The 18,917-nt window shown below is 67.2% G+C and carries 17 protein-coding genes and 1 tRNA gene; 6 read left to right on the top strand and 12 right to left on the bottom strand.

Annotated elements, in window-relative coordinates; all coding sequences use genetic code 11:
• Positions 1-149 precede the first annotated feature (149 nt).
• Positions 150-2,894: a preprotein translocase subunit SecA gene (secA, locus tag AC07V5_RS30005; protein ID WP_495119274.1), complete on the bottom strand. Its 2,745-nt coding sequence runs from the start codon at positions 2,892-2,894 to the stop codon at positions 150-152.
• A gap of 180 nt (positions 2,895-3,074) precedes the next feature.
• On the opposite strand from secA, the gene AC07V5_RS30000 reads away from it, so the two are divergent.
• A complete protein-coding gene (locus tag AC07V5_RS30000) occupies positions 3,075-3,413 on the top strand; it encodes a hypothetical protein (protein ID WP_495119273.1) in 339 nt (112 codons plus the stop codon).
• 43 nt (positions 3,414-3,456) lie between these two features.
• Here the strand turns inward: AC07V5_RS30000 and AC07V5_RS29995 are convergent.
• The 6 genes from AC07V5_RS29995 to petA form a co-directional block, all read right to left on the bottom strand.
• Positions 3,457-3,532: transfer RNA gene (locus tag AC07V5_RS29995), tRNA-Thr, on the bottom strand.
• Positions 3,533-3,581: 49 nt separating this feature from the next.
• Positions 3,582-4,085, bottom strand: a complete 504-nt coding sequence (locus AC07V5_RS29990; protein WP_495119272.1) for a ClpXP protease specificity-enhancing factor — start codon at positions 4,083-4,085, stop codon at positions 3,582-3,584.
• Positions 4,085-4,702 (bottom strand): glutathione S-transferase N-terminal domain-containing protein, encoded by a 618-nt coding sequence (locus tag AC07V5_RS29985; protein WP_056192820.1) that lies wholly within the window; start codon positions 4,700-4,702, stop codon positions 4,085-4,087. The genes AC07V5_RS29990 and AC07V5_RS29985 overlap by 1 nt, the downstream gene beginning before the upstream one ends.
• 138 nt (positions 4,703-4,840) lie before the next feature.
• Positions 4,841-5,611: a cytochrome c1 gene (locus tag AC07V5_RS29980; protein WP_495119271.1), complete on the bottom strand. Its 771-nt coding sequence runs from the start codon at positions 5,609-5,611 to the stop codon at positions 4,841-4,843.
• Positions 5,612-5,631: 20 nt separating this feature from the next.
• Positions 5,632-7,038: a cytochrome b gene (locus tag AC07V5_RS29975; protein ID WP_495119270.1), complete on the bottom strand. Its 1,407-nt coding sequence runs from the start codon at positions 7,036-7,038 to the stop codon at positions 5,632-5,634.
• Positions 7,039-7,047: 9 nt separating this feature from the next.
• A complete protein-coding gene (gene petA, locus AC07V5_RS29970) occupies positions 7,048-7,644 on the bottom strand; it encodes a ubiquinol-cytochrome c reductase iron-sulfur subunit (protein WP_495119269.1) in 597 nt (198 codons plus the stop codon).
• A 176-nt stretch (positions 7,645-7,820) separates the two neighbouring features.
• Between petA and mscL the strand changes: the two genes are divergently transcribed.
• Entirely contained in the window at positions 7,821-8,246 is a 426-nt protein-coding gene (gene mscL / locus AC07V5_RS29965; protein ID WP_495119268.1) for a large conductance mechanosensitive channel protein MscL, read from the top strand.
• Between the two features lie 132 nt (positions 8,247-8,378).
• Positions 8,379-10,820: a DUF1631 family protein gene (locus AC07V5_RS29960; RefSeq protein ID WP_495119267.1), complete on the top strand. Its 2,442-nt coding sequence runs from the start codon at positions 8,379-8,381 to the stop codon at positions 10,818-10,820.
• Here the strand turns inward: AC07V5_RS29960 and pdxA are convergent.
• A complete protein-coding gene (gene pdxA, locus AC07V5_RS29955) occupies positions 10,817-11,833 on the bottom strand; it encodes a 4-hydroxythreonine-4-phosphate dehydrogenase PdxA (protein WP_495119266.1) in 1,017 nt (338 codons plus the stop codon). The two genes, AC07V5_RS29960 and pdxA, sit on opposite strands and share 4 nt — an antisense overlap.
• 72 nt (positions 11,834-11,905) lie before the next feature.
• Here pdxA and AC07V5_RS29950 point away from each other — a divergent pair, with 72 nt between their 5' ends.
• Complete coding sequence (locus AC07V5_RS29950; protein ID WP_495119265.1) at positions 11,906-13,711, top strand: DUF885 domain-containing protein; 1,806 nt, start codon at positions 11,906-11,908, stop codon at positions 13,709-13,711.
• On the top strand, positions 13,708-14,619 hold the full coding sequence (locus tag AC07V5_RS29945; RefSeq protein WP_495119264.1) for a M14 family metallopeptidase: 912 nt from the start codon (positions 13,708-13,710) through the stop codon (positions 14,617-14,619). Before AC07V5_RS29950 ends, AC07V5_RS29945 begins: the two co-directional genes overlap by 4 nt.
• Before the next feature lie 796 nt (positions 14,620-15,415).
• Here the strand turns inward: AC07V5_RS29945 and AC07V5_RS29940 are convergent.
• On the bottom strand, positions 15,416-16,162 hold the full coding sequence (locus AC07V5_RS29940) for a Nif3-like dinuclear metal center hexameric protein (protein WP_495119263.1): 747 nt from the start codon (positions 16,160-16,162) through the stop codon (positions 15,416-15,418).
• A 19-nt stretch (positions 16,163-16,181) separates the two neighbouring features.
• Between AC07V5_RS29940 and AC07V5_RS29935 the strand changes: the two genes are divergently transcribed.
• Complete coding sequence (locus AC07V5_RS29935) at positions 16,182-17,369, top strand: S1C family serine protease (RefSeq protein WP_495119262.1); 1,188 nt, start codon at positions 16,182-16,184, stop codon at positions 17,367-17,369.
• On the opposite strand, the gene tatC is transcribed toward AC07V5_RS29935, so the two are convergent.
• The 3 genes from tatC to tatA are packed head-to-tail and all read right to left on the bottom strand — an operon-like array spanning position 17,357 to position 18,884.
• Positions 17,357-18,154, bottom strand: coding sequence for a twin-arginine translocase subunit TatC (gene tatC / locus AC07V5_RS29930; RefSeq protein WP_495119261.1), 798 nt, complete (start codon positions 18,152-18,154; stop codon positions 17,357-17,359). The two genes, AC07V5_RS29935 and tatC, sit on opposite strands and share 13 nt — an antisense overlap.
• Positions 18,154-18,630, bottom strand: coding sequence for a Sec-independent protein translocase protein TatB (gene tatB, locus AC07V5_RS29925; protein ID WP_495119260.1), 477 nt, complete (start codon positions 18,628-18,630; stop codon positions 18,154-18,156). Before tatB ends, tatC begins: the two co-directional genes overlap by 1 nt.
• 17 nt (positions 18,631-18,647) lie before the next feature.
• A complete protein-coding gene (gene tatA, locus AC07V5_RS29920) occupies positions 18,648-18,884 on the bottom strand; it encodes a Sec-independent protein translocase subunit TatA (protein ID WP_495119259.1) in 237 nt (78 codons plus the stop codon).
• Positions 18,885-18,917 lie beyond the last annotated feature (33 nt).

Below are 18,917 nucleotides of genomic sequence, written 5' to 3'. Positions count from 1 at the left end.
AGGCGAGCACCCCCCAGGCGTGTGGCGCGGGGGGCGCTATGTGCTCAAACGCACGGTTTTCCCCCCACATGGGTGGGCTCCGCGAAGCGGACAGCCCAATGAAAACGGGCCGGCAGAGCCGGCCCGTGACGAATTTCAAGCGCGAAAGATCAGGCCAGCTTGCCGTGGCAGAGCTTGAACTTCTTGCCGCTGCCGCAGGGGCAGGGGTCGTTGCGGCCGATGTGACCGTACTCGGCCAGCAGCGTCGCCGGGTCGACGTCCTGGCTGATGGAGCCGTCCTCGTTGGGGTGCTGGTAAGTCACGTTGGACACGGCCTCGGCGCGGCGCTCCATGGCCTCGGCGGCCTGGTTGGCCTCTTCCTGGCTCTGGATGCGCACGTTCATCAGCGTGCGGGTGACTTCCATCTTCACCAGGTCCAGCAGCTGCGAGAACAGTTCGAAGGCCTCGCGCTTGTATTCCTGCTTGGGGTTCTTCTGGGCGTAGCCGCGCAGGTGGATGCCCTGGCGCAGATAGTCCAGCGCCGCCAGATGCTCGCGCCAGCGCTGGTCGATGCTCTGCAGCAGCACCATGCGCATGAAGGGGTTGAACTGCTCGATGCCGACTCGCTCGATCTTGCTCTGGAAGAGCTCCTCGCCGGCCTTGACCACCGCCTCGACGATGTCCTCGTCGGTGATGGAGTCGCTCTTCTTGACGAGCTCGGTCAGCGACAGTTCGATCTGCCACTCGCCCCGCAGCACCTGCTCCAGTCCGGGGATGTCCCACTGCTCCTCAACGCTCTCAACCGGCACGAAGGTGCGCACGACGTCGGTCAGCGTGGAGTCGCGCAGCGAGGCAATCTGCGCCAGCAGCACCTCGGCTTCGAGGATGTCGTTGCGCTGCTGGTAGATGACCTTGCGCTGGTCGTTCGACACGTCGTCGTATTCGAGCAGCTGCTTGCGGATGTCGAAGTTGCGGGCCTCGACCTTGCGCTGGGCGCCTTCGATGCTGCGCGTGACGATGCCGGCCTCGATGGCCTCGCCTTCCGGCATCTTGAGCCGGTCCATGATGGCGCGCACGCGCTCACCGGCGAAGATGCGCATCAGCTGGTCGTCCAGCGACAGGTAGAAGCGCGAGGAGCCCGGGTCGCCCTGGCGGCCGGCTCGGCCGCGCAGCTGGTTGTCGATGCGGCGGCTCTCGTGGCGCTCGGTCGCGATGATGCGCAGGCCGCCCTCGGCGCGCACCTTGTCGTGCAGGCCCTGCCACTCGTCCTTGAGCTGCTGGATGCGCCGGGCCTTTTCGTCGGCGGGAATCGCCTCGTCGGCTTCGAGGAACTTGACCTGGTTCTCGACGTTGCCACCCAGCACGATGTCGGTACCACGGCCGGCCATGTTGGTGGCGATGGTGATGACGCCCGGGCGGCCGGCCTGGGCGACGATCTGCGCTTCCTTCTCGTGCTGCTTGGCATTCAGCACGTTGTGCGGCAGCTTGGCCTGGTCGAGGAGCTTGGAGATCAGCTCTGAGTTCTCGATGGACGTCGTGCCCACCAGCACCGGCTGGCCGCGCTCGTGGCAGGCGCGGATGTCCTCGACGACGGCGTTGTACTTTTCCTTGTCGGTCTTGTAGACCAGGTCCAGTTCGTCCTTGCGGATGGTCGGGCGGTTCGGCGGGATGACGACGGTTTCCAGGCCGTAGATCTCCTGGAACTCGTAGGCCTCGGTGTCGGCCGTGCCCGTCATGCCCGACAGCTTGCCGTACATGCGGAAGTAGTTCTGGAAGGTGATGGACGCCAGCGTCTGGTTCTCGGCCTGGATGTCCACGCCTTCCTTGGCCTCGACAGCCTGGTGCAGGCCATCGCTCCAGCGGCGGCCGCTCATCAGGCGGCCGGTGAACTCGTCGACGATGGTGACTTCGCCGTTCTGCACGACGTAATGCTGGTCGCGGTGGTAGACGTGGTGGGCACGCAGCGCTGCATTCAGGTGATGCATCAGCGTGATGTTGGCCGCGTCGTAAAGGCTGGCGCCTTCGGGGATGAGGCCGGCCTCGGTCAGCAGCGCTTCCGCAACCTCGTGGCCGTCTTCGGTCAGGTGGATCTGGTGCGACTTCTCGTCCACCGTGAAGTCACCCGCCTCGATGACGCCCTCGCCCGTGCGCGGATCGAGTTCGCCGATCTGCTTCTTCAGCTTGGGCACGACGGCGTTGATGCGCAAGTAGACGTCGGTGTGGTCGTCGGCCTGGCCCGAGATGATCAGCGGCGTGCGCGCCTCGTCGATGAGGATGGAGTCCACCTCGTCGACGATGGCGTAGGCTAGGCCGCGCTGCACGCGATCGGCCGTCTCGTAGACCATGTTGTCGCGCAGGTAGTCGAAGCCGTACTCGTTGTTGGTGCCGTAGGTGACGTCAGCGGCGTAGGCCGTCTGCTTCTGCTCGCGCGGCGCCTGCGGCAGGTTGATGCCGACCGACAGCCCGAGGAAGGTGTAGAGCTTGCCCATCCACTCGGCGTCGCGGCGAGCGAGGTAGTCGTTCACCGTGACGACGTGGACGCCCTTGCCCGTCAGCGCGTTCAGGTAGACCGGCAGCGTCGCCATCAGCGTCTTGCCTTCGCCGGTGCGCATTTCGGCGATCTTGCCGGAGTTGAGCACCATGCCGCCAATGAGCTGCACGTCGAAGTGCCGCATCTTCAGTGCCCGCTTACTGCCCTCACGGCAGACGGCGAAGGCCTCAGGCAGGATGTCGTCAACCGTCTCGCCGGCGGCGATGCGCTGCTTGAACTCGGCCGTCTGGGCGCGCAGTTCGTCATCGCTCAGTGCCTCGTACTTGGGCTCCAGCGCGTTGATCTGCTGCACGGTGCGGCGGTAGGTCTTTAGCAGGCGCTCGTTGCGGCTACCGAAAATCGAGGTGAGAAGCTTGGGCAACATGCTGCTAAGAGATGGGGTGCTGCGCTGACACCGACGGGCGGCCCGGCCGGCAAGAGGCGCGAATCTGGGGGCACGACGAGGCATTGCAAGAAGAACTTGCCCTGTCGCGCAAAACGGCGCAGTTTAGCAGCGGGGTTCCGGTGAGGCTTGCCCGCCAGCTGGGCTGACTACACTGCCGCCATGTCCTCCGCGCCCCGCTACCTCGCGCCCAAGAGCACGCGTGCCAGCGTGCCCTCGCCGACGCCGGTGGCGCAGGCCTTGCGCGAGCATGCCGGCCTGGCCTTGCTGGGCGAGCGGCTGGAGGCATCGCGCCGCCGGCTGCGCGTCATCGCGCCGGCGCTGCCCGGCGGCCTGATCGCCAGCCTTCAGCCGGGGCCGCTGGACGAGGACGGCTGGAGCCTGCTGGCCGCCAATGCAGCCGTCGCGGCCAAGCTGCGTCATCTGCTGCCGCGGCTGGAAGCGTTGTTGGCCCAGGCCGGGCTGCCGGGACGCATTCGCGTGAAGCTGCTCCAGAAATGACAAGACCCACGGCCTGAGAGGCGGTGGGTCTTGCGTTTTGGATTGGTGCCGGCTATCGGATTCGAACTGATGACCTACCGCTTACAAGGCGGTTGCTCTACCAACTGAGCTAAGCCGGCGAAAAAAGAGGTGCGATTCTAGCGTTCACCGCGCTCGTGCGCGGGCACGCTACTTCACCCGCTTGAGCGAAGGCCGCGGACCGCCGCTGGGCGTATCCGGCGGCGGCGTGTCGTCGCCTTCGTCATCGTTCGCTTCGCTGGCCAGGCGCAGTCCGCTGCGACGCGGCTCCTGCGGAGCCGGGCTGGGTGCCGGCACGCCATCGGCCGGAGCCTCGGGCGCAGGGAAGGCCATGCCTTGGCCGTTCTCACGGGCGTAGATCGCGACGACATGGTCCACCGGCACGACGATTTCACGCGCCACGCCGCCGAAACGGGCCTTGAACTGGATGAACTCGTTGCCGAGGTCCAGCCCGCTGGTCGCATCGAAGCCGACGTTCAGCACGATCTCGTGGTTGGACACGTACTCCATCGGCACCTGCACCGAACGGTCGACGTGGACCGCGATGTAGGGCGTGAAGCCGTTGTCCGTGCACCAGTCGTGAAGCGCGCGGATCAGGTAGGGGCGGGTGGACGTGCCATTGCCCGCCCCACCGGGGGCCGGGGTCTGGTCCATCAGCGGCGCATGACCTTTTCCGAGGGCGTCAGCGCCTCGATATAGGCCGGGCGGCTGAAGATGCGCTCGGCGTACTTTAAGAGCGGCAGCGCGTTCTTGGACATGTCGATGCCGTAGTAGTCCAGGCGCCACAGCAGCGGGGCGATGGCCACGTCGAGCATCGAGAAGTCGTCGCCCAGCATGTACTTGTTCTTCAGGAAGATCGGGGCGAGCTGGGTCAGGCGGTCGCGGATCTGCGAGCGGGCCTTTTCGAGCTGCTTGTCGGTCGCCTTGGTCGTCGTGCCGCGGCCTTCGAGGATGTTCACGTGGGCGAACAGCTCCTTTTCGAAGTTCAGCAGGAACAGGCGCACGCGGGCGCGCGCGACCGGGTCGCCGGGCATCAGCTGCGGGTGCGGGAAGCGCTCGTCGATGTACTCGTTGATGATGTGCGACTCGTACAGGATGAGGTCGCGCTCAACGAGGATGGGCACCTCGTTGTACGGGTTCATCAGGGCGATGTCTTCGGGCTTCGCGAACAGGTCAACGTCACGGATTTCGAAGTCCATGCCTTTCTCGAACAGCACGAAGCGGCAGCGGTGCGAGTAGGGGTCGGTGGTACCGGAGTAGAGGACCATCATGGCTTGGGCTCCCGAGGGGTCAGTCAATCAAAACGCGCAGCGGTCAGCCGCGCTGAAAAAGCAAACGCAGTGGGTGGCCGAAGCGCGCCCCACTGCGTGGTTCGGCACCGCCCGAGAGCGGTACCGGGATGGACGGGCTTACTTCACGTCCTTCCAGTACGAGGCGTTTAGGCGCCAAGCGAACACGGTGAGGATGGACAGGAAGATCAGCACGATCACACCGAGCTGGAAGCGCTGGCCTTGCGCGGGCTCGCCCATCCACTGCAAATACGCCACCAGGTTGGCCACGGCTTCGTCGTACTGGCGCTCGTTCAGGGTGCCGGGCGTCAGTTGCTGGTAGCCGGCAAAGACGTGGGTCTTCTTGTCGTGGTCATGCGGGTCGGCGACTTCCTCGAACTTGGCGGCGCGCTGGCCTTGCAGTTCCCACATCACATGCGGCATCGCGACGCTGGGGAAGGCCAGGTTGTTCCAACCGGTGGCCTTCGTGTCGTCGCGGTAGAAGTTCCGCATGTATGTGTAGAGGTAGTCGGCACCCGAACCCTTGGCACCGTCGGCGCGCGAGCGCGCGATGACGGTCAGGTCGGGCGGGTTGGCGCCGAACCAGGCCTTGGCGTCCTTGGGGTCGATGCTGACCTTCATGGTCTCACCGACCTTGTCAGCCGCGAACAGCAGGTTGTTCTTGATGTCGGCTTCCGACAGGCCGATGTCGCGCATGCGGTTGTAGCGCATGTAGGCGGCCGAATGGCAGTTCAGGCAGTAGTTGACGAACAGCTTGGCGCCGCTTTGCAGCGCAGCCATGTCCGACATCTTTTCCTTGGGGAACTTGTCCCACTCGATGCCGCCGGTGTTGGCCTGGGCGGCACCAACCAAACCCAGGGTGGCCAGCAGGATGGCAATCAGCTTTTTCATTTGTGTTGTTGCTCCGCGGCTCAGTGGGCGTGGAAGGTCACACGGTCAGGCACGGCCTTCGGCGTACCGAGGCGGCTCCACCACGGCATCAGCAGGAAGAAGCCGAAGTAGAACAACGTGCCCACCTGGGCGACCAGCGTGCCTATGTCGCTCGGCGGCTGGATGCCGAGGTAGCCCAGCCACAGGAAGAAGACGACGAAGACGGCGTAGACATACTTGTGCCAGTCAGGGCGATAGCGGATCGACTTGACCGGGCTGTGATCCAGCCAGGGCAGGAAGAACAGGATGATGACCGCGCCACCCATGACGACCACGCCCCAGAACTTGGCGTCGAAGATCTTGAGCAGGAAGATCAGCACGGCGGCCGCCACCAGCAGAGCGATCTTGGCCGCGCCACCGAACTTGCCCTTCAGGAAGCTCACGACAGCCGCGATGCCGACGACGCCGCAGAGCACGTTGACCATGGTGTCGGTCGTCGCGCGCAGCATCGAGTAGAACGGCGTGAAGTACCAGACCGGGGCGATGTGCGCCGGCGTCTTCAGCGGGTCGGCCGGGATGAAGTTGTTGTATTCCAGGAAGTAGCCGCCCAGTTCCGGCGCGAAGAACAGGATGGCGGTGAAGGCCATCAGGAACAGGCAGACGCCGTAGATGTCGTGCACCGTGTAGAACGGGTGGAAGGCAATGCCGTCCAGCGGGATGCCGGTCTTCGGATCCTTGTGCTTCTTGATCTCGACACCGTCGGGATTGTTGGAGCCGACGTCGTGCAGGGCCAGCAAGTGGGCCACGACCAGGCCCAGCAGCACCAGCGGCACGGCGATGACGTGGAAGCTGAAGAAGCGGTTCAGCGTCGCGTCGCCGACGACGTAGTCGCCGCGGATCATCAGCGCCAGGTCACCACCGACGAAGGGCACGGCGGCGAACAGGTTCACGATCACCTGGGCGCCCCAGTAGGACATCTGGCCCCAAGGCAGCAGGTAGCCCATGAAGGCTTCGGCCATCAGGCACAGGAAGATCGCGCAACCGAAGATCCAGACCAGCTCGCGCGGCTTGCGGTAGCTGCCGTAGATCAGGCCACGGAACATGTGCAGGTAGACGACCACGAAGAACGCTGAGGCGCCGGTGCTGTGCATGTAGCGGATCAGCCAGCCCCAGGGCACGTCGCGCATGATGTACTCGACCGACGCGAAGGCGAGGCCCGCATCCGGCTTGTAGTGCATCACCAGGAAGATGCCGGTGACGATCTGGATCACCAGCACCAGGAGCGCCAGCGAGCCGAAGATGTACCACCAGTTGAAGTTCTTCGGCGCGTAGTACTCCGACATGTGGACCTTGTAGGCGTCGAACGCGGTCGGGAACCGGTTCTCCAGCCAGGTCATGGTCTTCACGCCTACCGAGGCGCCTGCGGGCGCATCTTTGAATTCAGCCATGTCTCGTCCTCAGGCCTTCTTGTCTTCACCGATGACCAGCCGGGTGTCCGACAGATACATGTACGGCGGCACCTCGAGGTTGTCGGGCGCGGGCTTGTTCTTGAACACGCGGCCGGCCATGTCGAAGGTCGAGCCGTGGCAGGGGCACAGGAAACCGCCCGTCCAGTCATCCGGCAGCGACGGCTGGGCGCCGGTCGTGAACTTGTCGCTCGGCGAGCAGCCCAAGTGCGAGCAGATGCCGACGACGACGAGGTACTCGGGCTTGATCGAGCGGTTCTCGTTCTTGGCGTAGTCCGGAATGGGGAACGCCTTCCGATCGGAATTCGGGTCGGCCAGTTGGCCGTCGTTCTTCTTCAGGGCCTCGAGCTGTTCGGGCGTACGACGCACGATCCAGACCGGCTTGCCACGCCATTCGACGGTCAACTTCTCGCCAGGCTTGATACCGGAAATATCGACCTCGACGGGGGCACCGGCGGCCTTGGCGCGCTCGCTTGGCGCAAAAGTGCTGACGAAGGGCACTGCGGTCGCAACGCCACCAACGGCGCCGGCACAACCGGTTGCGATCAACCAGGTGCGTTTGCCTTGGTCCACTTGCTGGTCACTCATGAGGGTCCTCTAAAGAGACTTCTGATCAGGGGCAGCCCGGGATTCTAACGGACGCTTACCCGAGGCCCGACCCAAGCCCGCGCGCCCGACCACAGGTTTACCCGCCTTCAAGCCCCGGGGACTTGGCGCCAACATCGCGCCGGGTCATCTCACGACATCGCAAACCAGGAGTGCGCATGAGTTTCTTTTCCGAGTTCAAGGAGTTCGCCGTCAAAGGCAACGTGGTTGACCTCGCGGTCGGCGTGATCATCGGCGGCGCCTTCGGCAAGATCGTCGACTCCCTGGTCGGCGACGTCATCATGCCGGTCGTCAGCAAGATCTTTGGTGGCCTGGACTTCAGCAACTACTTCATCCCGCTGGCCGGCCAGACAGCGTCCACGCTGGTCGAAGCCAAGAAAACCGGTGCCGTGCTGGCCTACGGCAGCTTCCTGACCGTGTCGCTGAACTTCATCATCCTGGCCTTCATCATCTTTCTGATGATCCAGCAGATCAACCGCCTCAAGCGTGAGCCCGAGCCCGCCGCCGCGGCGCCCGCCGAGCCGCCGCCCACGCCGGAAGACATTCAATTGCTGCGCGAGATTCGCGATTCGCTGAAGCGCTAAGCTCTCGCCCCGCTCCGCCGCCCGGTAAGCAATGGTTACCGGGCTTTTTTTTGCCACCAAGTTGGCAACCCGCTGAAAACCCGCCCTTGTTGCAAGCGCGATACTTTCGATGCAGCTCGTGCCAATTCCTTGATGAACGCGCCAGAGATACGTCTGAACCCGCACCTTGAAGCCTCGCTGACCCGCATCCGTCTGGCGGGTGAGCAGGCGGCCGAGCGCTGCGCGGAGGGCCTCGGCCTGTCGGCGCTGTCGGCCGGCCAGATCAAGCGGCGCGACGCGCTGCTGGCCGCGCAATTCGTCTTTCGCCAGCAACAGGCCGTGTTCTCGCAGCGTTTCGTGCAGAGCCTGCGCAAGCAGGTGGCGGCCGAACAATCCGACACCAAGCCGGCCGCCGCGCCTGACAAGAAGAAGGACTGGGGCGAGCTTTCGCTGATGGATGACGACCAGGTCAACAACCTCGTCGCGGCCGACCGCATCGGCCTGGCCATCGGCCACCACTGCGAGTGGGAGCTCCGCGACGTGGAGTCCTATGTCGCCAGCATCCAGATCGGCGAACGCAACCCGCTGCGGCCCGAGCTCATCGGCCAGGGCCTGCTCGACGCCGTCCAGTCCATCACCGACGACGCACAAACGCGCCAGACCCTGACCGACGAGCTGACCCGGGCACTGGCCCAGGAGATGCGCGCCTGCTATGCCGACATCGCCGAGCTGCTGCGCACGCGCGGCCTGCGCCCCCAGGATCTGCGCGTGCGGGCAACGCCGGACGGCGGCATGTCGCGCCACGGCGGCCTGGGCGCCAGCACCCAGCAGGGCGACCTCGACTCCGGCCACGGCGCCATGTCCACGCGCGGCGGCTATGGCGGTTCGGGCCATGGCGGCCTTGGCCAAGGCGGTGGTGGCCGCGGCAGCGGTTTCGGGGGCGGTATCGGCGGCCGCGGAGGCAATGGTGGTGGCGGCGGCGGTGGCAACGGTGGGGGTGGAGCTGGCGGTGGCGTCAGCGGCGGCATCGGTCGTGTCGACCCCCAGATGATGGATCTGCTGCGCCGCCTGGCGCAGACGCCTGGCGCCTACGAACCCGGCTACGACAGCCATGGTCACTCCAGCCGCATGGGCCTGGATACCCTGGGCAGCGAACCCAGTGCCTGGGGCCAGTTGCCGCTGCCGACCAACCTGATCCACCAGCACCGCGACGAGTTGCGCCAGCTCGCGACGGGCCGGCTGGACCACATGGTCATCGACGTCGTCGCCGGCCTGTTCGACCAGATCCTCTCCGACCCCAAGGTGCCGCCCCAGATGGCGCGCCTGCTCGCGCGCCTGCAGCTGCCGGTACTGCGCGTGGCGCTGGGCGACGAAACCTTCTTCTCCTCGCGCCGCCACCCGGTGCGCGCGTTCGTCAACCGCATGGCGTCGCTGGCCTGCGCCTTCGACGACTTCAGCGACGACCCCGGCCGCTCCTTCCTGGCCCACGTGCGCGACCTTGTGCAAGACGTGGCGAGCGGCGACTTCGACCGCATGGACGTCTACACGGCCAAGCTGGACGAGCTCGAGACCTTCATCACCGAGCAGACCCGCAGCACGCTGAAGGCGGCCGGCGACGCCGCCGCCGTCGTCGAGCGCCGCGAGACCGACCTGCGCCTGCAGCAGCGCTATTCGCTGCTGCTGCAGCAGCAGCTGGCCAAGGTGCCGATGCAGGACTTCCTGCGCGTCTTCCTCGCCCAGGTCTGGAGTCAGGCCATCGTGCTGGCCTCGCGCGAAGGTGCTCCCGAACGCGCGCTGCGCCTGCGCCAGCTCGGCCGCAGCCTCGTCATGAGCGTGCAGCCCAAGGCCGGCACGGCCGCCCGCGCCGACTTCCTGCGCGAGCTGCCCAACCTGATGCGCACCCTCAACGAGGGGATGGATCTGATCCGCTGGCCGGACGGCCCGCGCAAGGACTTCTTCGGCGTGCTGCTGCCCGCCCATGCCGAGTCGCTCAAGGGCCAGGCCCCCAGCGCGCTCGACACCAATCTGCTCATCAAGCAGCTTGACCAGATCTTCGGCGTCGCGCCGCCCGCCGAGGCCGACCTGGCCAAGCCCGTCGTCGGCGACACCGCTGCCGGCGACCTCGACGCCAGCCAACGCCTGACGCCCGCCGAGGCCAAGAGCCTGGGCCTGGTGGAAGAGTCCGGCGTCGACTGGAGCGGTGATCTCGACCTGGACCTGTCCGGCAACGACGCCGCCGCCGCCGCCGAGCCGCTGCAGGCCGTTGACATCTCCATCGACGGCCTGCCGGCCTCGGAGAGCGCAGCCGAAGCCAGCGGCGGCGCACTGCTGCTGGACACCATGCAGCTCGGCTTCGCCTACCAGATGCACACGGGCGACCAGTGGCAGAAGGTGCGCCTGGCCCACGTGAGCGCGGGCCGCAGCTTCTTCATCTTCACGCACGGCAGCCGCCACCAGGAGACGGTGACGATGACGGCCCGCATGCTGAAGAAGCTCTGCGAGGCCGGCCGCATGCGCGCCTACGAGCACGCCTTGCTGCTGGAGCGCGCGACGGCGCGCGCCCGGGCCCAGCTCGCGGCGCTCGGCGGCCGCTAGGTTGCTGCCAGCCGGCGCGCCATCGCCAGCGCCGCACCCAGGCTCGACGGGTCGGCCACACCCTGGCCGGCAATGTCGAAGGCCGTGCCGTGATCGGGGCTGGTGCGCACGAAGGGCAAGCCCAGCGTCACGTTGACGCCCTGCTCCACGCCAAGGTATTTCACCGGGATCAGCCCGTGGTCGTGGGTCATCGCGACGACGACGTCGAACTCGCCGCGGCGAGCGCGCATGAAGATGGTGTCGGGCGCAAAAGGTCCGGTCGCCTCCATGCCCGCAGCGCGCGCATCGGCGATGGCCGGCGCGATGTGCAGGATCTCCTCGTCGCCGAACAGGCCGCCCTCGCCGGCATGCGGGTTCAGCCCGGCCACGGCGATGCGCGGCTTGGCAAAGCCCATGCGCTTGAGCGCGGCGTCCGTGATGTGCAGCGTCTCCAGAACCGCCTCGCGCGTCACGCGGGCGATGGCCTCGCGCAGCGAGCAATGGATGGTGACGAGCACCGTGCGCAGCTCTTCGTTGGCCAGCATCATGCGCACCGGCGCGCTACCCGCCAGGGCCTGCAGCATCTCCGTGTGGCCCGGGTAAGGCGAGCCCGCCGCGTGCAGGGCCTCCTTGTGGATGGGCGCCGTGACGAGGCCCCGCGCCCGCCCGGCCTGGATCAACCCGACCGCGGCCTCGATGCAGCGTGCCGCCGCTGCGCCGGCACGTGCGTCGACCCGGCCCAGCGGCGCTGCGGCCAGGTCCGCCGGCAGCAGTGAAGGCTGCCAGACCGGCAGGCAGCGCGGCGGCACGCGGTCCAGCTCCTCCGGCCCCTGCAACTCGGCGACCGCCAGGCCGCCACCGATGGCCGCCACGGCCCGCCTCATCACGGCCACGTCACCGGCAATGACGGCATCCCGCGGCGCATCGCGCTGCCACAGCCTGGCGATGATCTCGGGGCCGATGCCGCAGGCATCACCCATGCTGATGACAAGGGGCGCGCCCAGCGTGCCGTCTAGGGAGTTTTCCGGGGTCATGCCTCATTCTTTCATCACGCCGGCGGCGCACTGGCAGACTGCCGGCCGGCCCATCACGCCGTGGAGACTCTCTTGCGCAAGACCCTTGTTGCCGCCCTGATCGCTGGTTTGCAGCTGTCCGCCCTCGCCGCCACTCAACCGGCAGCCAAACCCACAACTGCCGCAGCCACCGCTGCCGACACCGCCGCCCGCGCCCACCAGGCCCTGCAGGCCTTGTTCGACGAAGCCTGGGAGGCCGAAGCCCGTGCCGCGCCCGAATGGGCCACGCTGCGCGGCGACCTGCGCTTCAACGACAAGCTCAGCGACCGCTCTGCCGCCGCCCTCGCCGCCCGCGATGCCTTCGCCCGCGACATGCTGGCGCGCGCTCAAGGCCTCGACGCCGGCTTGCTCAGCGACACGGACCGCGTGTCCCTGGCCCTCTTCATCAATCGCTACCAGCAGGACGTGGCCATGCAGGGCTTCACCGGCTGGCGCACGCTGACGCTGGGCACGCTGTACGGCGCGCAGTCGGCCCTGGCCGGTTTTGCACGCAACGTGCCGGTCGGCAACGAGACCCAGGTCAAGCAGTGGCTGACGCGACTGGCGGCCTACCCGGCGCGGGTCGACCAGGAAATCGCCATCCTGCGCCAGGGCCTGGCCCTGGGCTGGGTCACATCCAAGCCCGTGCTGGCGCGCGCCATCGCACAGCTGGAGGGCCAATTGCCCGACGACGTGACCAAGAGCCCCGTCTACGAGCCCTTCAACCGCATGACGGTGGATGCCAGCGTCAAGGCCGGCTACCAAGCGCAGGGCCAAGCCGCCCTGCGCGAGCACTTCTACCCGGCCCAGCGCAAGCTGCTCGCCGTGCTGAAGGACGAACTGGCTCCGAAGGCACCGGACAGCGGCTCGCTCTCCAGCTACCCGGGCGGCGACAAGGTCTACGAGGCGCTGATCCTGCGCAACGTGACGCTGCCGCTGGCGGCCGGCGACATCCACACCACCGGCCTGCGCGAAGCCGCTCGCATCCGCGCCGAGATGGAAAAGGTCAAGACCGAGGCCGGCTTCGACGGCGACCTCGCCGCTTTCAAGAAGTTCCTCTACAGCGACCCCAAGTTCTTCAACCAGAGCGCCGACGAGCTGCTGGACGGCTACCGTGCCATCGCCAAGCGCATCGACCCCGAGCTGCCCAAGCTCTTCGCCCAGTTGCCGCGCTCTCCCTATGGCATCCGCGGCATGCCGGCCTACACCGGCGAGGGCGCGGCCGACAACTACAACGGCCCGTCGCTGGACAGCACGACGGCCGGCTGGTTCAACGCCAACGCCATCGCCTTCAAGCGCCGGCCCAAGTGGGCCATGGAAACGTTGGTGGCCCACGAGACGGTGCCCGGCCACCACCTGCAGATCTCCCGCCAGGTGGAGCTTGGTGAGCTGCCCAACTTCCGCCGCCAGTCGCAGTACTCGGTCTTCAGCGAGGGCTGGGCGCTGTACGCCGAGACGCTGGGGCCGCAGATCGGCCTGTTCCGCGACCCGTACACGCGCTTCGGCCATCTGCAGGCGCAGATGTTCCGCGCCGCACGGCTCGTCGTCGACACCGGCCTGCACGCGCTGGGCTGGAACCGCGACAAGGCCATCGCCTACATGATCGAGCAGACCGGCCACGACCCCGTCTTCATGACGGCCGAGGTGGACCGCTACTACTCCCAGCCCGGCCAGGCGCTGAGCTACATGATGGGCGAGCTCAAGATCAAGGAACTGCGTGCCCGCGCTGAAGCCGCGCTGGGAGCGAAGTTCGACCAGCGCCGCTTCCACAACGCCGTCATCGACCAGGGCGCCATGCCGCTGCCGCTGCTGGAGCAGCGCATCAATGCCTGGATCATGAGCGAGAAGGCCCGGCCATGAGCTACGCAATAGGCACGCCGGGCCAACCCTGGGGGCCGGCGGAGGTCCGCGCCTGGCGCGAGCGCCTCGTCAAGCAGCGCAGCTACGCGCAGGACGTGCTCGCCGCCGTGGCGGCATTGCGGCAGCACTTCGATGTCAGCGAGTACGGCGCACTGGACTACGACGGCGAGCACTTCCCGCTGCTGGCCCTGCTCAGCCGCGACTGGCGCGAAGACCTGCCCAACCTCGTCGTGACCGGCGGCGTGCACGGCTACGAGACCAGCGGCGTGCACGGCGCGCTGCAGTTCCTGCGCGACCACGCGCTGGAAACCGCCGGCCGCGCCAACCTGCTGGTGGTGCCCTGCATCAGCCCCTGGGCCTACGAGCGCGTGCAGCGCTGGAACTTCGACGCCCTCGACCCCAACCGCAACTTCCGTGAGGGCAGCCCGGCGGCTGAATCCGCAGCGCTGGTGGCCCTGCTGGCGCCGCTGCGCGGCCGCGTGCTGATGCACATCGACCTGCACGAGACGACGGACTCGGACGAGTCGGAGTTCGGGCCGGCCCTGGCGGCGCGCGATGGCCAGGCCTTCGTGCGCGGCGAGATCCCGGACGGCTTCTATCTCGTCGACGATGTCGACCACCCGCAGCCGGAATTCCAGCGCGCTGTCATCGATGCAGTCGCCGCGATCACCCACATCGCCGAGCCTGACGCCAACGGCCAGATCAACGAAACACCCCTGCAGTCGCCAGGCGTCATCAACTATCCGGTGTCGCAGCGCAGCCTGTGCGCGGCCATCACCGGCGCACGCTTTGCAACGACGACCGAGGTCTACCCGGACAGCCCGCGCGCCACGCCCGCGCAATGCAATGCGGCGCAGGTCACGGCCACCCGCGCCGCGATCGCCTATGCGCTAGCGGCTGCGACCTGAGCCGCACGCGCCGGCACTCGCACACCTGCACGCTCTTGGCGCCCACGCCATGGGTGGCCTGCAGCAAAGAGGTGGCATTCACGAGCCGCCCCATCCGGCGCCGCACGAAGCCGTCCGCATCGCGCTCGAGCTTGACGCAGAGGTTGGGGTCCAGCCCCATCGCAATCCGCTCCTCGAAGTTGGGCCGGGGCGAATTGCTGCGCGGGTCGGAGGTGGCCGGGTTGGCCAGAGCGCCGCGCAGGGCTTCAGGGCTGGGCCTGAGGTTCAAGGCGCCGGGCGCGGAAGCTGCCACACCGGGAGACAACGCAGATCCCGCCGCGGCCAGGCGCTCCCCCACACCGCCAGCTGAAGCGCCGCCAGCGTCCGGCGTGGCGGGCAGTACCGGTGGTGGTCTCAGGCTGATGGCCGCTGACGTTGAGGCAGGCTGCCGGGCCTCCACGCGGGTAGCACGCTCGCGTGGAGGCCGTGGCGGTGGCACCAGATGCAGCACCAACGAACGCCGGGCTTCGCTGCCTACCGCCGGCAAGCGCCGCTCCTGCAAGACGAGCATCCACAGCGCCGCATGCCCCACCAGCACGACACAGACCGCCACCTGCCGGCGCCGGGACGAGGCCAGCCGCCAGCGGCCCGGCCCTGCCGTCACGCGCCGGCCTGGTGAAGGCCATGCAGCCACCGCGAGGTGACGGGTAGAAAGCCAGTGGGTGAGCGGACAGCACGACGAGAACAGAAAACCATCACCGGATGCTAGAAGCCGCAGCCCGGCGCCGGGTTACGCCAGGGTTAGGGCCAGCGCCATTCAGGCCGGGTTGTCCACGTCGATGAACTGCCAGGTGAGCCCCAGGTCCTGCGCGACCCGGGCGCCAACGCCCTGCACGCCGTAGCGTTCGGTCGCGTGATGGCCGGCCGCGATGAAGGCCACGCCGGTTTCGCGGGCGTAGTGGGCTTGCGGCTCGGAAATCTCGCCGGTGATGAAAACGTCGGCGCCGGCCGCGATGGCGCTCTCGAAATAACCTTGCGCGCCACCGCTGCACCAGGCTGCGCGGCGCAGCGGCCGGCCGTCGCCGGGCACGGCCGTCACGTCGCGCCCAAGCACGCCGCGCAGCTGCGCCGTCAGTGCGTCGAGATCGGTGGCTGCGATGGCCGCGCTGAAGCCCAGGTCCTGCTCGCCGAAGCGCGCATCCGCCGTCCAGCCGAAGCGAGCACCGAGCTGGGCGTTGTTGCCCAGCGTGGGGTGGGCATCCAGCGGCAGGTGGTAGGCGAAGAGATTGATGTCGTGCTGGATCAGCCGCGCCAGCCGCTGCTTCATCCAGCCCGTCACGCGGCCGTCCTGTCCACGCCAGAACAGGCCGTGATGCACGAGGATGGCATCCGCCTTGGCCGCGATGGCCGCGTCGATCAAGGCGAGGCTGGCAGTGACCCCGCAGACGAGATGGCTCACCTCGGCGCGCCCCTCGACCTGCAGACCGTTCGGCCCATAATCCTTGAAGCGGGTGGGCTCCAGCAGCTGGTTCAGGCTGAGTTCCAGCGCGGCGCGATCGGTCATGGCTTGATGGGGATGTTGGGTGTTGAAACGGCTCTGGCTGATTTTCGCGCAGGCGGTCACCGTCGCCCTCGCCGCCCTCTTCGTCGTGTCGACGCTGAAGCCGCAGTGGCTTCGTCAAGCCCGTCTGCCGGACGCGACCATCGCACAGACCGCACGCCAGATTGCCCTGCCGCCCTCCCTTGCCGCTTCCGTCGTGCGTGCTGGCTTCTCGCAAGCCGCCCGTGTCGCGGCGCCGGCCGTCGTCAGCATCACCGCCAGCAAGGCGCCATCGCGCGCGGGCCGGGGGCATGAGCAACTCTTCGGCTTCCCTGGTTCTCCATTTGGCCCCCGCCAACCGCGCGGCGGACCTCAGCTTGGCCTGGGCTCTGGCGTCATCATCTCGGCCGACGGCGTGCTGCTGACGAACAACCATGTCGTCGAAGGCGCGTCCGACATCGAGGTCATGCTCAGCGACGGCCGCCAGGCCCAGGCCACGCTCATCGGCACCGACCCCGAAACCGACGTCGCCGTGCTGAAGATCAACCTGCCCGACCTGCCCGTCATCGCGATGGGCGACGCGGCCAGCCTGGCGGTGGGCGACATCGTGCTGGCCATCGGCAACCCCTTCAACGTCGGCCAGACGGTGACCTCGGGCATCGTCTCGGCGCTGGGCCGCAACCAGCTCGGCATCAACACCTTCGAGAACTTCATCCAGACCGACGCGGCCATCAACCCCGGCAATTCGGGCGGCGCGCTGGTGGACGCCGATGGGCGGCTGGTGGGCATCAACACGGCCATCTTCTCGCGCAGCGGCGGGTCCTTGGGCATCGGCTTTGCGATCCCCGTGGACGTGGCGCGCCAGGTGGCAGCAGCGCTGCTGCAGGACGGCGTCGTCGCGCGCGGCTGGATCGGTGTGCAGACGCGCGAGCTGACGCCCGAGCTGGCCGAGGCGCTGAAGCTGGGCGACGGGAAATCGCAACTTCGGGGCGTGCTGATCGGCGGTGTCGTCACGGATGCACCGGCCTCCAAGGCCGGCATCAAACCGGGTGACGTGCTGACCCGCATCGGCGAGCATGCCGTTGCGTCGCCGGCTGACCTGCTCGCCAGCGTGGCAGCGCTCAAGCCCAAGACTCAGGTCGAGGTGGGTGTGCAGCGTGGCGGCAAGGCCATGGCCTTCCAGCTGGCCGTAGCGCAGCGGCCCAGGCCACAGCGCAATCAGGACGAGTGATTCGTCTGGTCGACCTCGTCGGGCGCTTTGGTGTGGCGCACGAAGTAGGTGGAAGCAAACAGGCCCACCTCATAGAGCAGGCACATCGGGATGGCCAGCGCGAGTTGCGAAACGATGTCCGGAGGCGTGATGACGGCCGCGACGATGAACGCGACGACGATGAAATAGCCGCGCCATTCGCGCAGCTTCTCAACCGACACGATGCCCATGCGCGCCAGCACGACGACGATGACCGGTACCTCGAAGGCCGCGCCGAAGGCGATGAACATGTTCATCACGAAGCCCAGATAGGCCTCGATGTCTGGCGCCGCCGTGATGCTCTTGGGCGCAAAGCTCTGGATGAACTTGAAAACCTGGCCGAAGACGAAGAAGTAGCAGAAGGCCACGCCGGAGAAGAACAGCAGCGTGCTCGACACGACCAGCGGCATCACCAGCCGCTTCTCGTGCGAGTACAGGCCCGGTGCGACGAAGGCCCAGGCCTGGTAGAGCACGATGGGCAGCGCCAGCATGAAGCCGGCCAGCATCGTGATCTTGATCGGCACGAAGAAAGGCGCGATGACGTTGGTCGCGATCATCTTGGTGCCTTCGGGCAGGTTGGCCACCAGCGGCGCAGCCAGCCAGTCGTAGAGTTGGCTGGGGCCCGGGTACAGGCACAGCACGCCGAAGCACACGGCGATGGCGATGACGGCGCGCAGCAGCCGGTCGCGCAGCTCCATCAGGTGAGTGACGAAGGGTTGCTCGGTGCCGGCGAGTTCGTCGTGGTCGGGTTTCTGGAAGGAGCTCATCAGCGGATGCCTGGCGGGCGGAAACGCGCCACACGGGCCGCGCCCGACTGGGTATGCCGCTTCACGCCGGCCTTCTGCTTGAACCACATCGGCGTCGCTCCGCGCTTGACGCGCCAGTTCTTCTTCGGATGGCGGTACTCGGGCGGCGGTGGTGCGATGGCCGTGCCGGACTCGTAGGACGAATCGCTGGTCACGTCGCTCCAGGTCTGGTTCAGCGCGTTCGTGGCCGAGTCCACCTCCTGGCGCACGCTCTGCTCCACGTCGCGCGCGGCCGTCTCGAACTGGGACTTCATCTTCTGAAGCTCCTCCAGCTCGATGGAGCGGTTGACCTCGGCCTTCACGTCGGCCACATAGCGTTGCGCCTTGCCCAGCAAGGTGCCCACCGTGCGGGCCACGCGCGGCAGCTTCTCGGGGCCGATGACGATGAGCGCCACCGCGCCGATCAGCGCGATCTTGTCGAAACCGAAGTCAAGCACTCGTCAGGCTCGGCTTCTCAAGACTTGGTCTTGGCGTCGACGTCAACCGTATTCGGGTCGTTGACCTTGTTGGTGGCCGTGACCTGTTGGGGCGGGGCGGCCGGATCGGAGGTCGTGCCGTCCTTGACGCCATCCTTGAAGCCCTTGACGGCGGCGCCGAGGTCGGAACCGACATTGCGCAGCTTCTTGGTGCCGAAGATGGCGATGACGACGACGAGGACGATCAGCCAGTGCCAAATGCTGAATGAACCCATGATGCTTACTCCTTGAGGACTGGCTCAAATTCT

This window comes from Roseateles sp. GW821-FHT02E12, assembly GCF_059421665.1.
Note: the sequence above shows the minus strand (reverse complement) of the source record. Positions and strands in the feature narration are given on the sequence as shown.